Source organism: Agromyces terreus (assembly GCF_009749465.1).
In the GTDB taxonomy this organism is placed as follows: Bacteria; Actinomycetota; Actinomycetes; order Actinomycetales; family Microbacteriaceae; genus Agromyces; species Agromyces terreus.
Window position 1 is genome coordinate 45,548 of record NZ_WBIS01000006.1, and the last position, 13,538, is coordinate 59,085.

The 13,538-nt window shown below is 71.2% G+C and carries 13 protein-coding genes; 1 reads left to right on the forward strand and 12 read right to left on the reverse strand.

Features of this window, described 5'->3' with window-relative positions; all coding sequences use genetic code 11:
* Positions 1 to 37: 37 nt before the first annotated feature.
* Positions 38 to 1,558, reverse strand: a complete 1,521-nt coding sequence (gene hflX, locus GQQ92_RS12285) for a GTPase HflX (protein WP_156999594.1) — start codon at positions 1,556 to 1,558, stop codon at positions 38 to 40.
* A gap of 93 nt (positions 1,559 to 1,651) precedes the next feature.
* On the opposite strand from hflX, the gene GQQ92_RS12290 reads away from it, so the two are divergent.
* Positions 1,652 to 2,260 (forward strand): class I SAM-dependent methyltransferase, encoded by a 609-nt coding sequence (locus GQQ92_RS12290; RefSeq protein ID WP_156999595.1) that lies wholly within the window; start codon positions 1,652 to 1,654, stop codon positions 2,258 to 2,260.
* 82 nt (positions 2,261 to 2,342) lie between these two features.
* Here GQQ92_RS12290 and dapF read toward each other — a convergent pair whose 3' ends face one another.
* The 11 genes from dapF to GQQ92_RS12345 all read right to left on the reverse strand — a co-directional run bounded on the left by dapF (position 2,343) and on the right by GQQ92_RS12345 (position 13,503).
* Positions 2,343 to 3,224, reverse strand: coding sequence for a diaminopimelate epimerase (dapF, locus tag GQQ92_RS12295; protein WP_156999596.1), 882 nt, complete (start codon positions 3,222 to 3,224; stop codon positions 2,343 to 2,345).
* 4 nt (positions 3,225 to 3,228) lie between these two features.
* Positions 3,229 to 4,149, reverse strand: a complete 921-nt coding sequence (gene miaA, locus GQQ92_RS12300) for a tRNA (adenosine(37)-N6)-dimethylallyltransferase MiaA (RefSeq protein ID WP_156999597.1) — start codon at positions 4,147 to 4,149, stop codon at positions 3,229 to 3,231.
* Between the two features lie 16 nt (positions 4,150 to 4,165).
* Complete coding sequence (gene miaB, locus GQQ92_RS12305) at positions 4,166 to 5,779, reverse strand: tRNA (N6-isopentenyl adenosine(37)-C2)-methylthiotransferase MiaB (protein WP_156999598.1); 1,614 nt, start codon at positions 5,777 to 5,779, stop codon at positions 4,166 to 4,168.
* Positions 5,780 to 5,791: 12 nt separating this feature from the next.
* Positions 5,792 to 6,472, reverse strand: coding sequence for a regulatory protein RecX (locus GQQ92_RS12310; RefSeq protein WP_156999599.1), 681 nt, complete (start codon positions 6,470 to 6,472; stop codon positions 5,792 to 5,794).
* 77 nt (positions 6,473 to 6,549) lie between these two features.
* A complete protein-coding gene (gene recA, locus GQQ92_RS12315) occupies positions 6,550 to 7,623 on the reverse strand; it encodes a recombinase RecA (RefSeq protein WP_156999600.1) in 1,074 nt (357 codons plus the stop codon).
* Positions 7,624 to 7,900: 277 nt separating this feature from the next.
* Positions 7,901 to 8,146, reverse strand: a complete 246-nt coding sequence (locus GQQ92_RS12320) for a DUF3046 domain-containing protein (RefSeq protein WP_156999601.1) — start codon at positions 8,144 to 8,146, stop codon at positions 7,901 to 7,903.
* Positions 8,147 to 8,234: 88 nt separating this feature from the next.
* A complete protein-coding gene (locus GQQ92_RS12325) occupies positions 8,235 to 8,543 on the reverse strand; it encodes a helix-turn-helix domain-containing protein (RefSeq protein ID WP_156999602.1) in 309 nt (102 codons plus the stop codon).
* Positions 8,544 to 8,771: 228 nt separating this feature from the next.
* Positions 8,772 to 9,281 (reverse strand): CinA family protein, encoded by a 510-nt coding sequence (locus tag GQQ92_RS12330; RefSeq protein ID WP_232057672.1) that lies wholly within the window; start codon positions 9,279 to 9,281, stop codon positions 8,772 to 8,774.
* A 2-nt stretch (positions 9,282 to 9,283) separates the two neighbouring features.
* Complete coding sequence (gene pgsA / locus GQQ92_RS12335) at positions 9,284 to 9,886, reverse strand: CDP-diacylglycerol--glycerol-3-phosphate 3-phosphatidyltransferase (protein WP_156999604.1); 603 nt, start codon at positions 9,884 to 9,886, stop codon at positions 9,284 to 9,286.
* 95 nt (positions 9,887 to 9,981) lie between these two features.
* Positions 9,982 to 12,933, reverse strand: a complete 2,952-nt coding sequence (locus GQQ92_RS12340; RefSeq protein WP_156999605.1) for an FtsK/SpoIIIE family DNA translocase — start codon at positions 12,931 to 12,933, stop codon at positions 9,982 to 9,984.
* Positions 12,934 to 13,011: 78 nt separating this feature from the next.
* Positions 13,012 to 13,503, reverse strand: coding sequence for a GNAT family N-acetyltransferase (locus GQQ92_RS12345; protein WP_156999606.1), 492 nt, complete (start codon positions 13,501 to 13,503; stop codon positions 13,012 to 13,014).
* Positions 13,504 to 13,538: the final 35 nt, after the last annotated feature.

The following is a 13,538-nucleotide window of genomic DNA, read 5'->3' on the forward strand; positions in this document are numbered from 1 at the left end:
AGCACCCCGTGCGGCGCGGGAAGTCGCGGTCGGTTTCTCAGGAGGCCGATGCGGCGGAGAAGACGTCGAGCTGGGCGGCCTGCTCGGGTGAGACGAGCGCCCGCACCCTCGTGCCGTCTTCGGCGTAGTCGACCGAGACGACCCGGGCCGACTCGTGCAGCGTCGAGACGACGTCGCCGCGGTCGTACGGCACGAGGAGGTCGATCTCGACCGACGGGTCGGGCAGCATGCGCGTGATCGCGGCGAGCACCTCGTCGACGCCCTCGCCCGTGCGCGCCGAGGCGAAGACCGCGTCGGCGGCGAGCCCGCGCAGCACGAGACGCTCCTCGGGCCCGACGAGGTCCGCCTTGTTGAAGACGATGAGCTCGGGGATGTCGCGGGCGCCGACATCGCCGATGACGTCGCGGACCGTGGCGATCTGGCCTGCGGGGTCGGGGTGCGCGGCGTCGACGACGTGGACGATCAGGTCGGCGTCGCCGACCTCTTCGAGCGTCGACCGGAACGCCTCGACGAGCTGGTGCGGGAGGTTGCGGACGAACCCGACGGTGTCGGCGATCGTGTAGACGCGGCCGTCGGCGGTCGTGTTGCGTCGCACGGTCGCGTCGAGCGTCGCGAAGAGGGCGTTCTCGACGAGCAGCCCCGCACCCGTGATGCGGTTGAGCAGGCTCGACTTGCCCGCGTTCGTGTATCCCGCGATCGCGACCGACGGCACGGCGTTGCGACGCCGGTTGGCGCGCTTCGCGTCGCGCGCGGGCTTCATGCCGACGATCTGCTTGCGCAGCTTCGCCATGCGCGAGTGGATGCGGCGGCGATCGAGTTCGATCTTCGTCTCGCCCGGACCGCGGGAGCCCATGCCCGCGCCGGCGCCGCCGACCTGGCCGCCGGCCTGACGCGACATCGACTCGCCCCAGCCGCGGAGGCGAGGGAGCAGGTACTCGAGCTGCGCGAGCTCGACCTGGGCCTTGCCCTCACGGCTCTTGGCGTGCTGGCTGAAGATGTCGAGGATCACGGCCGTGCGGTCGATGACCTTGACCTTCACCACGTCTTCGAGCGCACGCCGCTGACTCGGTGCGAGCTCGGTGTCGGCGATGACCGTGTCGGCGCCGACGGCGGCGACGACGTGGCGCAGCTCTTCGGCCTTGCCTCGCCCGAGGTAGGTGCTGGGGTCGGGGTGCGGCCGGCGCTGCAGGAGCCCGTCGAGCACCCGGGCGCCGGCGGTCTCGGCGAGGGCCGCGAGCTCGCGCATCGAGTTCTCGGCGTCCTCTTGGGAGCCCTGCGAGTACACGCCGATGAGCACGACGTTCTCGAGGCGCAGCTGGCGGTACTCGACCTCGGTGACGTCCTCGAGCTCGGTCGACAGGCCCGCCACGCGCCGCAGCGCCGCACGGTCTTCGCGCTCGAACTGGTCGCCGTCGGTCGTGGAGCGGCTCGCGGCATCCGTTCGCATGATGGCGGATGCCTCGCCCGCGCCGAACCGCGCCACGCTCGCGGTCGGCTCCGCGTTGCGCAGCACCCGGTCGACGGCGTCGTCGGTGGGGCGGTCTTCGGCTTCGTTCATTCTGTCAACCCTACTTCGCTCTCGGTTCCCGGTCGGCCTGCGGTCCCGGTTCGCTCACGGCCCGTGTCGATCACGGTGCGCTACCGTGCTGCCATGGGCTCCGACCACTACTTCTCCGCATCCCCCCGGAGCGACTCGCGCACCCGGACCATCCGCGTGCACCTCGCCGGTCGCGACGTCGACCTCGCGACCGCCGCCGGAGTGTTCAGCCCCGACCATCTCGATCAGGGCACCCGCGTGCTCCTCGAGGCCGTGCCGGCGCCGCCCGCCTCCGGGCATCTGCTCGACCTCGGCGCCGGGTGGGGCCCCATCGCGCTCGCGATGGCGCTCCAGGCTCCGGATGCCACGGTGTGGGCGGTCGACGTCAACGAGCGCGCCCTCGAACTCGTGCGAGCCAACGCGGCGCGCCTCGGCCTCGACAACGTCAACGCGGTGCTGCCCTCGGATGTTCCCGACGACCTCGCGTTCGCGACGATCTGGTCGAACCCGCCGATCCGCGTCGGAAAGCAGGAGCTGCACGCGATGCTCTCGACCTGGCTCCCCCGGCTCGACGAGGACGCGGCCGCGTGGCTCGTCGTCGCCAAGCACCTCGGCGCGGAGTCGCTGCAGCGGTGGCTCGCCGAAGAGCTCTCGTTCGACGTCGAACGCGCCCAGACGTCGAAGGGCTTCCGCGTGCTCGCCGCCGCGCGGCCCGTCGGCTGACGCCGGCGACGGAGGATTCCGGTCGGCCCGCGGCGACCGCCCAGCGCGCGCCGGAGCGACGATCAGGCGAGCGCCGAAGCCTTCACGCGAGCGCCAGGACGCCGTCGAACACGAGCTCGGCCGGACCCGAGAGCGCCACGTGCTCGCCGTCGGCGCCGTCGAACATGCGCACGCCGACGATGCCCCCCGGCACCTGCACGCGCCAGTCGTTCGGCGCCCCCGCCCCGGCCCAGTGCCGCACGGCGAGCGCCGAGGCCACCGCCCCGGTGCCGCACGAGAGCGTCTCGCCCGAGCCGCGTTCGTGGACGCGCATGCGGATGCGACCGACGCCCGCCTCGACGAGCGGCTCGGCCGGAACCACGAACTCGACGTTCGCGCCGGCCGAAGGGGCGGGATCGAGGATCGGCAGGTACCCGAGGTCGAGGCCCGCGAGCTCGTCGTCGTCGGCGAGGGCCACGACGACGTGCGGATTGCCCACATCGATGCCGAGACCCGGACGCGCGACCGGAAGGCCCTTGGCACGCACGAGCGGCTCGGCCCCGTCGAGCCGCCAGGCGCCCATGTCGACCTCGAATCCATGCTCGGAACGGCTCACCCGACGAACTCCCGCGCGCGTGCCGATCGCGATCGACCCGCCGGGCGCGAGCTCGACGAGCCCCTGATCGAGCAGGAACCGGGTGAACACCCGGACGCCGTTGCCGCACATCTCGGACGCGGAGCCGTCGGCATTCCAGTAGTCCATGAACCAGACCGCGTCGGGGGCTTCGGCCACGATCGAGGCACCCGCTGCGAGCTTCGTCGAGCGCACCGCGCGGATGAACCCGTCTGCGCCGACGCCGAAGTGACGGTCGCACACCGCGGCGATCTGCGTCGGCGTGAGCTCGGTGCCGCCCTCGGGGTCGGCGAACAGCACGAAGTCGTTGCCGGTGCCGTGGCCCTTGGTGAAGCGCAGGTCGAAGGACATCTGCTCAGTCTAGGGCCGTCAGCCGCGCCAGTTCCCGGGCGCGGGCGGCGCCGTCGGCGGCGTCGAGGTCGGCCGCAGCGCGGTATCGGCGGAACCACCCGACCTGTCGGCGGGCGTAGGTGCGCGTGAGCTGCTGGGTCTCTGCGACGGCCTCGGCGCGCGACATCCGCCCCTCGAGTTCTGCGAGCGCCTGCGCGTAGCCGATCGCCCGGCGCGCCGTCACCCCCGACTCCAGGCCGAGCGGCAGCAGCGCGCGCACCTCGTCGACGAGCCCGACGTCGAACATCCGGGCGGCGCGGGCGTCGAGACGGCCGATCAGCTCGGCGCGGTCGCTCCGCAGGTGCACGATGCGGTGCGCGCGCCACGGAACCGGCTCGTCGGGCAGGCGCGCGGCCTTCGGCTCGCCCGTGAGCTCGATGACCTCGAGCGCCCGCACGAGCCGACGCCCGTTCGACGGGTCGACCGCCTGCGCCGTCTCGGCGTCGATCTCGCGCAGGCGGGCGTGCAGCAGGCCGGGGCCCAGCTCGGCGAGATCGGCCTCGAGACGCGCGCGCACCGCGGCATCCGTTCCCGGGAACCGGAAATCGTGGATCACCGACGACACGTACAGACCGGAGCCCCCGACGAGCAGCGCCACGTCGCCGCGATCGACGATCTCGTCGACCGCGCGTCTCGCGTCCCGCTGGTACGCCGCGACGGATGCCTCGTCGGCGACCTCGAGCACGTCGAGCAGGTGATGCGGGATACCGCGCCGCTCGTCGGGCGCGAGCTTGGCCGTGCCGATGTCCATGCCGCGGTAGAGCTGCATGGCATCGGCGTTGACCACCTCGGCCGATCGACCGGCGCGGGCGAAGGATTCGGCGAGGTCGAGCGCGAAGTCCGACTTGCCGGTGCCGGTCGCGCCGACGACCGCGATGAGCGTCATGCGATGCCCTCCGCGATCAGCGGAGGTCGTCGTCGAGGTCGTAGATGGGGAAGGTTCCGAAGCCGGGCTTGATGAGCGGCTCGGCCGTCGAGGGCAGCACGCGCACCGTCGGAAGCCCGAGCGAGACGCGGGCGCCGCCCCCGCCCGAAGCGTCTGCGCCGGGAGAGGCGGGAACGCCGCAGCTCTCGGCCTGCGAGCGATCCCATGCGTCGCCCGAGCGCGTGCGGCGGATGCGCAGGGGCGCACCGGCGGGTGCGTCGGCGATGAGGTGGAACGGCGCCGCCTGCGTGATGACCACGGACACCACGTCGCCCGGACGAGGCATCGCGGAGCCGTTCGGCACCTCGAAGTGCACGAGCCTGCTGTCTTCGGCGCGGCCGCTCAGGCGGTGCGTCTCGGCGTCCTTCTTGCCCTCGCCCGTGGACACGAGCACCTCGACCGCACGCCCCACGAGCTTCTGGTTCTCCTCCCAGGAGATGCGCTCCTGCAGCGCGGTGAGACGCTCGTAGCGCTCTTGCACGACCTCTTTCGGGATCTGGTCGTCCATGGTCGCGGCGGGCGTGCCGGGGCGGATGGAGTACTGGAACGTGAAGGCGGAGGCGAACCGCGCCGCCTCGACCACGCGCATGGTCTCGAGGAAGTCCTCCTCGGTCTCGCCGGGGAACCCGACGATGATGTCGGTCGAGATGGCCGCGTTCGGGATCTTCGCACGCACCCGGTCGAGGATGCCGAGGAACTTCTCGGAGCGGTACGACCGGCGCATCGCCTTCAGGACGCGGTCGGATCCGGACTGCAACGGCATGTGCAGCTGCGGCATGACGGCGGGGGTCTCGGCCATCGCGTCGATGACGTCGTCGGTGAAGGCGGCCGGATGCGGGCTGGTGAACCGGATGCGCTCGAGGCCCTCGATCCGGCCGGCCGCCCGCAGCAGCTTGCCGAACGCCTGACGGTCGCCGAACTCGACGCCGTAGGAGTTCACGTTCTGCCCCAGGAGCGTGACCTCCATCGCGCCGTCGTCGACGAGCGCCTGCACCTCGGCGAGCACGTCGCCCGGTCGACGGTCCTTCTCCTTGCCGCGCAGCGACGGCACGATGCAGAACGTGCAGGTGTTGTTGCAGCCGACCGAGATCGACACCCAGCCGCTGTAGGTCGAGTCGCGCTTGGTCGGCAGCGTGGACGGGAACACCTCGAGGGCGTCGAGGATCTCGAGCTGGGCCTCGTCGTTGTGGCGCGCCCGTTCGAGCAGGCTCGGCAGCGAGCCCATGTTGTGCGTGCCGAACACGACATCGACCCAGGGTGCCTTCTCGAGGATGACGTTCTTGTCCTTCTGGGCGAGGCAGCCGCCGACGGCGATCTGCATGCCCGCGTGACGCCGCTTGACCCCGGCGAGGTGGCCGAGGTTGCCGTAGAGCTTGTTGTCGGCGTTCTCGCGGACCGCGCAGGTGTTGATGACGACGATGTCGGCCTCGGCGCCGTCGGCCGGGACGTAGCCCGCCGCCTCGAGCGACCCCGAGAGGCGTTCGGAATCGTGCACGTTCATCTGGCAGCCGAAGGTGCGCACCTCGTAGGTGCGGGGTGCGGGCGCGGCGCCGTGGGCCTCGGCGACCGAGACGTCGTCAGTGATGCTCATGATGACTCCAGTTTACGAGCCCTCGGCTGCGAGCGCCTGCGTCACCGCCTGACGGACGACCTCGCCCGAGTACCCGCGGCGCTGGAGGAAGGCGGAGAGGCGGCGCTCGGCCACCTGGTGCTCGAGCCCCCGCAACTGGCGCACGCGACGCTCGGCCACCGCGAGCGCGTTCTCGAACTCGGTCTCGGGGTCGAGGCCGTCGAGCGCGGCCCGGGCCGCCTCGGCGTCCACGCCGCGACGAGAGAGCTCTTGGAGAATGGCGCCGCTGCCCTTGCCCCGCCGACCCGCGTTGACGTGCACGAGCTGCTCGGCGAGGCGTGCGTCGTCGAGGTACCCGAAGCGCTCGTACCGCTCGATCCACTCCTCGATCTCGGCCGCGTCGAGCCCGTGCTCGACGAGGGCCGAACGCACCTCGGCGACGGACAGCGACGACCGGCGCAGTCGCGCGACGATGATGCGATCGATGCGCTCGTCGCGCTCGGGCCCGGTCTCGCGGTCGACGTCGGGATCGGCCTCGTCGTCGCGCTCGGGCCCGGGGTCGACCGCCGTCATGACCGGCCGGCGTCGGCCGCCCGAGCGGGAACCCCCGACCCGGGCAGCCGGGGCCGCAGGGGCAGCGCCCTCGGACTCGCGCCCGGGTTTCGCCCAGGGCAGGTACGAGACCGGTGCGATGTGCTCTGCTTCGTCGTTCATCGACGCTCCCCCGGTCTCGTACCCGATCCGCCGGCATGCCGGTCGGCCATGATCGTCACCGCACTGCGGCGGTTCGCTCAGGCGCCCTTGCGCCCGAGCTTCGGCGCGATCGGCTCGACGTTGACGGGCGCCGCGGCGGCACCGGCCGCGCCGGCAGCACCGATGCCGAGCTTGACGAGGATCTTCGTCTCGATGTCGGCCGCGATGTCGGGGTTGGACAACAGGAAGTTGCGGGCGTTCTCTTTGCCCTGGCCCAGCTGATCGCCGTCGTAGGTGTACCACGCGCCCGACTTCTTGACGATGCCCTGATCGACGCCGTAGTCGATGAGACTGCCCTCTCGCGAGATGCCGACGCCGTACAGGATGTCGAACTCGGCCTGCTTGAACGGCGGCGCCATCTTGTTCTTGACGACCTTGACGCGCGTGCGGTTGCCGACCGCGTCGGTGCCGTCCTTCAGCGTCTCGATACGACGGATGTCGAGCCGGACCGAGGCGTAGAACTTGAGCGCCTTGCCGCCCGCCGTCGTCTCGGGGCTGCCGAAGAAGACGCCGATCTTCTCACGCAGCTGGTTGATGAAGATCATCGTGGTGTTGGTCTGGTTGAGCCCGCCCGTGAGCTTGCGAAGCGCCTGCGACATGAGGCGCGCCTGCAGGCCGACGTGCGAGTCGCCCATCTCGCCCTCGATCTCGGCACGCGGCACGAGTGCCGCGACGGAGTCGATCACGATGAGGTCGATCGACCCCGACCGCACGAGCATGTCGGCGATCTCGAGCGCCTGCTCGCCCGTGTCGGGCTGCGACACCAGCAGCGCGTCGATGTCGACGCCGAGCTTCTTGGCGTATTCGGGGTCGAGCGCGTGCTCGGCGTCGACGAACGCGGCGATGCCGCCCGCGCGCTGGGCGTTGGCGATCGCGTGGAGCGTGAGCGTGGTCTTGCCCGAGGACTCGGGACCGTAGATCTCGATGATGCGGCCGCGGGGCAGGCCGCCGACGCCGAGCGCGACGTCGAGCGCGATCGAACCCGTGGGGATCACCTCGACGGGGGCACGGTCTTCGCTGCCGAGGCGCATCACCGAGCCCTTGCCGAACTGGCGGTCGATCTGGGCGAGTGCGGTCTCGAGTGCTTTCTCGCGGTCTACTGCTGATGGCATGATTGGCTCCTTCGTGGGCGATGCGGCTGCCTCTAGGCTGTCGTTGCTCGGGTGGGTCGTGACCCGCGCCGTGCGGCGACAAGGCGGTTGCGGTGTGTTCCGACGTCAGAACCGTATGGCCGACCACCGACATCCGTCGGGCGAACCGTCGAGATGTGGAGAGTCGCGTCGAAGCTCCTGCTGTTGAGGAGCGTATCGGATCGACCGAACAGATGTTCGATCGCCGCCCCGCGTGTCGAACATGCCTTCGGCGCACGTTCGATCGGAGATCGTCGCCTCAGCGCGTGCCGTGCGCGCCCGACGCCCCCGGCGTCGGTCTGCCGACGCCGTGCCGGCGCTCCTCCGGCACATCCGCCGCATCGCAGAGGGCGAACCACACCGTGCGCGCCGGCACCCCGGCCGCGAGCGCCTCGCGCGCCGTGCGCCCGCCGACGCCCGCCAGCGCCAGGTCGGCGACCACCACGGCGCCGTACCCCGCGCCGAACTCGTGATCGACGGCGAACCGGAACTCGCTCAACTTCACTGGGACTCCTGTGGACGAGACGGGCGGGAGACGAACGATCGGCCGGTCGAAGGACCGGCCGATCGTTGATCGTGAGACGTGTGGGAGCTCAGCGCACCATCATGCCCGCGTCGAACTCGGCGACGAGCTCGTCGGGCAGGCTGTCGGGCACGACCGAGAGGCTCTCGAGCACGGCGAGCCGATCGCCGACCTCGTGCATGATCACCGAGATGGGCGTGTCGAGCGCTTCTGCGACCGATGCGAGGATCTCGGAGGAGGCCTCTTTCTGACCGCGCTCCACCTCGCTCAGATAGCCGAGCGCGACGCTCGCCTTGGACGCGACCTGACGAAGGGTACGACCCTTCTGCAGTCGGAAGTCCCTCAGAACATCGCCGATCTCCTGTCGAACCAGAACCATCGGGAACCTCCTTCGTACTGCCTGCGACTCCGCCGGAGCCGGAAACGGGAGCGTCAGTCTACCTGAAACTCGGTGCTTCCAATCTAGCGTCGCACACTGGGGCTTTCGTGTGAACCTGGCAGATGTAACAGGGTCTTCACGATCGGTATTCCGCGGTTCGCGAGACCGATCCGAAGTGCGGTCGGATGCCGCGGCGCAGCCGGTCGATCGACCGATGCGGGTCGATGGTCAGAGTCGCTCGAGCACGGCCGACAGGGCCGCGGCCACCGTCGCCCGCCGGATGCCGGCGCGATCGCCGTGCAGGCCGAGCTCGATCGCCTCCACCCGGTCGCCCGCGGCGACGGCCACGAAGACCGTGCCCGGCGGCTTGCCGTCCTGCGGATCCGGTCCGGCGACGCCGGTGGTCGCGACGCCGAGGTCGGCGGGCCGCCCGTCGATCGCGAGCGCACGCCGCACCCCGACGGCCATCTGGCGCGCCACCTCGGGATGCACCGCGCCCTCCTGTTCGAGGAGCGCGGCCGAGACGCCGAGCAACGAACGCTTCACGGCCGAGTCGTAGGCCACGACTCCCCCGTTGAGCACGGCGGAGGCGCCGGGGACATCCGCGATCCGAGCCGCGACGAGGCCGCCCGTCAACGACTCGGCGACCGCGATGCGCAGGCCCCGCCGCGCCAACTCGGCGACCAGCCGGGTGGCGTCCGGATCCACCTCGTCGGGCCGCGGCATCCGCTCGACCATGCTCAGGACGCGGGCCGGTCGCTGCGGGCCAACCGCACCGCGTCACGCACGTAGAGCAGACCCGACCAGAGCGTCAGCACGACGGCCGCGGTCATGAGCACGAGGTTCACCCAGTGCACCCACTCGCCGAACACGGTCCAGAGCGGAACGAGGGCGAACGAGATCGCGACGGCCTGGACGAGGGTCTTCAGCTTGCCGCCCGAGGAGGCGGGCACGACGTTGCCGCGTCGCAGCTCGACGAACCGCCAGACCGTGATGCCGACCTCGCGCACGACGATGAGCGCGGTCACCCACCACGGCAGCTCGCCGAGGATCGACAGGCACACGAGCGCGCCGCTCGTGAGCAGCTTGTCGGCGATCGGGTCGAGGAGCTTGCCGAGATCGGTGACGAGGCCCCGCGAGCGGGCGATGTGGCCGTCGATGCCGTCGGTCGCGATGGCGATGATGAAGAGGGCCGCGGCGGCCCAGCGGAGCCATCCGTCGGCGCCGTCGTCGGCGAGCAGCATCCAGAAGAAGACCGGAGCGAGCAGGATGCGGACGATCGTGATCGCGTTCGGGAGGTTCCAGTTCGCCGATCGCCCTGGGCTTGCGGCGGAGGAGGTCATGCTCGAAAGGATACCGGCCCGACGCGGCCCGGGCGCGACATCAGCCCGCGCGCGGCAACGGAGCGGGAGAACCGGCCGTCACGCACCGACCGGGCTCAATCGCGGCCGGTGAGGCCCCACGCGTCTTCATCGTCGTCGCCCTCGACCTCGGGCAGGCCCTGCGTGGCCCTCGCGACCGGGTCGTCGTCATAGCGGTCGTCGGGCGCGCCGTAGCCGTCGGCCGGCGACGTCGGCTGCGACGAGGTCGCGCCGACCGGCGCTGCGCCCTGGACCGCCTGCGCCGGCTGCGGCGCCGGTGCGGTTGCGGCCGGTGCGCCCGGCTCGCCGCGCAGCCGCGCGAGCACGCCGGGGAGCTGTTCGGCGGTGACGAGCACGTCGCGCGCCTTGGAGCCCTCGGACGGGCCGACGATCTCGCGGGACTCGAGCAGGTCCATCAGGCGGCCCGCCTTGGCGAAGCCGACCCGGAGCTTCCGCTGCAGCATCGACGTCGAACCGAACTGGGTCGACACGACGAGCTCGGCCGCCGCGAGCAGCAGTTCGAGGTCGTCGCCGATGTCGGCGTCGATCTCCTTCTTCTCGACCGACGCCGCGACATCCTGCCGATACTCGGGCCGAGCCTGCCGAGTGACGTGCTTGACGACCTTCTCGATCTCGGTCTCGCTCACCCATGCGCCCTGCACGCGCACCGGCTTGGAGGCGCCCATCGGGAGGAACAGTCCGTCGCCCTGCCCGATGAGCTTGTCGGCGCCGGGCTGGTCGAGGATGACCCTGGAGTCGGTGACGCTCGTGACCGCGAAGGCCAGACGCGAGGGCACGTTCGCCTTGATGAGCCCCGTCACGACGTCGACCGACGGCCGCTGCGTGGCGAGCACGAGATGGATGCCCGACGCACGGGCCAACTGCGTGATGCGGACGATCGAATCCTCGACGTCGCGGGGGGCGACCATCATGAGGTCGGCGAGCTCGTCGACGACGACCAGGAGGTAGGGGTACGGCTTCAGCTGGCGCTCACTGCCGGCGGGGAGCACGATCTCGTCGTTCACGACGGCCTTGTTGAAGTCGTCGATGTGCCGGAACCCGAACGACGCCAGGTCGTCGTAGCGCATGTCCATCTCTTTCACGACCCACTGCAGCGCCTCGGCCGCCTTCTTGGGGTTCGTGATGATGGGCGTGATCAGGTGCGGGACGCCCGCGTAGGGCGCGAGCTCGACGCGCTTGGGGTCGATGAGCACCATGCGCACGTCGGCCGGCTTGGCGCGCATGAGCAACGAGGTGATCATCGAGTTCACGAAGCTCGACTTGCCGGAACCGGTCGAGCCGGCGACGAGCAGGTGGGGCATCTTCGCGAGGTTGGCGACGACGTGCCCGCCGCCCACGTCTTTGCCGACGCCGATCGTCATCGGATGCTTCGCGTTCACGGCGGCCGTGGAGCGGAGGATGTCGCCGAGCGTCACGATCTCGCGGTCGGCGTTCGGGATCTCGACGCCGATCGCGCTCTTGCCGGGGATCGGCGAGAGGATGCGCACCTCGTTGGACGCGACGGCGTACGCGAGGTTCTTCGACAGGGCGATGACGCGCTCGACCTTGACGCCCGGCCCGAGCTCGATCTCGTACTGCGTGACGGTGGGGCCGCGCGAGAACCCGGTGACCTTCGCGTCGACGCCGAACTGGTCGAGCACGCCCGTGATCTGGCGCACGACCTCGTCGTTCGCCGCCGAACGCGACTTCGCGGGCGCTCCGGCCGCGAGCGTGGACGACGCGGGCAGATTGTAGGGCCGGTCGGGCTCGGGTTCTGCGGGAAGGCCCGCACCGGGGAGCGGCGCTCCGGCCGCGCCGCCCGCCGCGAGGTCTGCCGCGGCCGCGTCGTCGAAGACGTCGAACGCGCCGGTCGCACCCGCGTCGTCGCCGCGGAGCCCGGTGCCGCCGTGCTGCACGTCGCCCGTGAACCGCTGCAGGGCCGACTCGGCCCGCTCGAGGTCGCCGACCACCTCGGCGCCGTACCCCGCCGCCCCGCCGACGCCCTCGATGGGCGACTCGAAACTGCCTTCGGCCGACCCAGCGCCGAACACGGCCGTGATGCCGTCTGCGCCGGGCGCCGCGAACTCGGGATCGACCTCGCGGTTGGAATCGTTGCGCCGCCACCACGGCAGCATGCCGCCCTTGCCGGGCGCCTCGTCGTCGCCCGACGCCTCGAGCGCGTCGATGCCGTCGAGTTCGACCGGCACCGACTTGCGACCGTGCTTGGGCTTCTCGGCCTTCGCCGGGGTATCGGACGCGTCGACGTGCTCGGGCTCGCCGAACAGCCAGGCGTACAGTTCGCGGAACCGTGCCGGGATGCGGTTCGGCGGGGTCTTCGTGATGATGAGCAGCGACAGCAGCAGCAGCACGATGACGACCGCCGTGGCTCCGACCGGGGTGATGAGCAGCGCGAGGGGCTCGGCGAGCATCCACCCGAGGATGCCGCCCGCGCGCGCGAGCACCGGCATGCCTTCGCTGGGCGCCGGACGACCGCCGAAGAGATGGCAGAGGCCCGACACGGTCAGGAGCAGGATGGCCAGGCCGATGCCGATGCGCGTGTTGTCGTGCACCGAACTCGGGTGGCGGAACAGCCACACCGCGAAGAGCACCATGATGACGGGCAGCGCGAACGCGACGCGACCGACGAGCAGCCCGAAGGTCCAGGAGTCGAGGTTCTGGGCGAACGGCTCGTTGATGAAGAACCACTCGACCACGGCGCCCGCGATCGCGAGGAGCACGAGGAAGAACGGCAATCCGTCGCGACGCTCCTCTTTCGAGAGCGACTCGGGCCCGAGGGCGCGGGCGGCGCCGCCCGTGACGTGGGCCATGCCCATCCACATGCGGACGAGCACGTTCGGACGATCGGATGCCGCGGGGCTCGACTTCGTCGAAGCGCCCCGCGTCGTGGCGGCCGGCAGCTTCTTCGTCGGCGTCGTCCTGGACGCCGCCGTCTTCGACGTCGACGTCTTCGAACCACCGCGCGCGGATGCGCTCGGGGCGCGCCCGTTCGACCTGGTGCTCGTAGCCATACCCACTACGTTAGGGCCGACGGCCGACAGCGGGCCGCTGATCCCCGCGAGTGTCCGCGATCGTCGGCGGGCGGGGGCCTACCCCAGGCGGCGGACCATGGTGTCTCGTCCGCCGCGCGACGCGACCACGGCGAACCCCTCGCTGCGATACAGGCTCTCGGCATGGTTGCCGTGCTCCACGCTCAGCGCGATCCGCGAGAATCCCGCCGCGTGCGCGGCATCCGTCAGCGCCTGGAGGAGCGCGCGGCCGACGCCCTGCGCACGCCAGACCGGCGTCACGCCGATGATGAGCTCCGGCACGCCCGCCGCCACGAACCCGTGCGCCGGCACGTCGGCCGCGAGCAGGCGATACCAGGCCGCTCCCACCGGCCGCTGCTGCGGGTCGTCGGCGACGAATCCGCGATCGGCCGGGCGCGGCCACCCCGCGATGTAGTTGCGGTACACGGGATCGCTCAGCACCGCCGGCCTCGGACGCGTCGAGGTGCCGTGCCAGTTCGCCGCCTCGACCACCATGTCGGCGAGGAAGGACCCATCGCCGACACCGGCCGGGCGGATCGTGAAGTCCGCCATGGCCGGAGGATACGCCACGACGGTTTCGGCGGTGT

Coding starts and splice junctions, on each gene's coding strand:
- hflX (WP_156999594.1), bottom strand. CDS start 1,558: ATGAACGAAGCCGAAGACCGCCCCACCGACGACGCCGTCGACCGGGTG.
- GQQ92_RS12290 (WP_156999595.1), top strand. CDS start 1,652: ATGGGCTCCGACCACTACTTCTCCGCATCCCCCCGGAGCGACTCGCGC.
- dapF (WP_156999596.1), bottom strand. CDS start 3,224: ATGTCCTTCGACCTGCGCTTCACCAAGGGCCACGGCACCGGCAACGAC.
- miaA (WP_156999597.1), bottom strand. CDS start 4,149: ATGACGCTCATCGCGGTCGTCGGCGCGACCGGCACCGGCAAGTCGGAC.
- miaB (WP_156999598.1), bottom strand. CDS start 5,779: ATGAGCATCACTGACGACGTCTCGGTCGCCGAGGCCCACGGCGCCGCG.
- GQQ92_RS12310 (WP_156999599.1), bottom strand. CDS start 6,472: ATGAACGACGAAGCAGAGCACATCGCACCGGTCTCGTACCTGCCCTGG.
- recA (WP_156999600.1), bottom strand. CDS start 7,623: ATGCCATCAGCAGTAGACCGCGAGAAAGCACTCGAGACCGCACTCGCC.
- GQQ92_RS12325 (WP_156999602.1), bottom strand. CDS start 8,543: ATGGTTCTGGTTCGACAGGAGATCGGCGATGTTCTGAGGGACTTCCGA.
- GQQ92_RS12330 (WP_232057672.1), bottom strand. CDS start 9,281: ATGGTCGAGCGGATGCCGCGGCCCGACGAGGTGGATCCGGACGCCACC.
- pgsA (WP_156999604.1), bottom strand. CDS start 9,886: ATGACCTCCTCCGCCGCAAGCCCAGGGCGATCGGCGAACTGGAACCTC.
- GQQ92_RS12340 (WP_156999605.1), bottom strand. CDS start 12,933: ATGGCTACGAGCACCAGGTCGAACGGGCGCGCCCCGAGCGCATCCGCG.
- GQQ92_RS12345 (WP_156999606.1), bottom strand. CDS start 13,503: ATGGCGGACTTCACGATCCGCCCGGCCGGTGTCGGCGATGGGTCCTTC.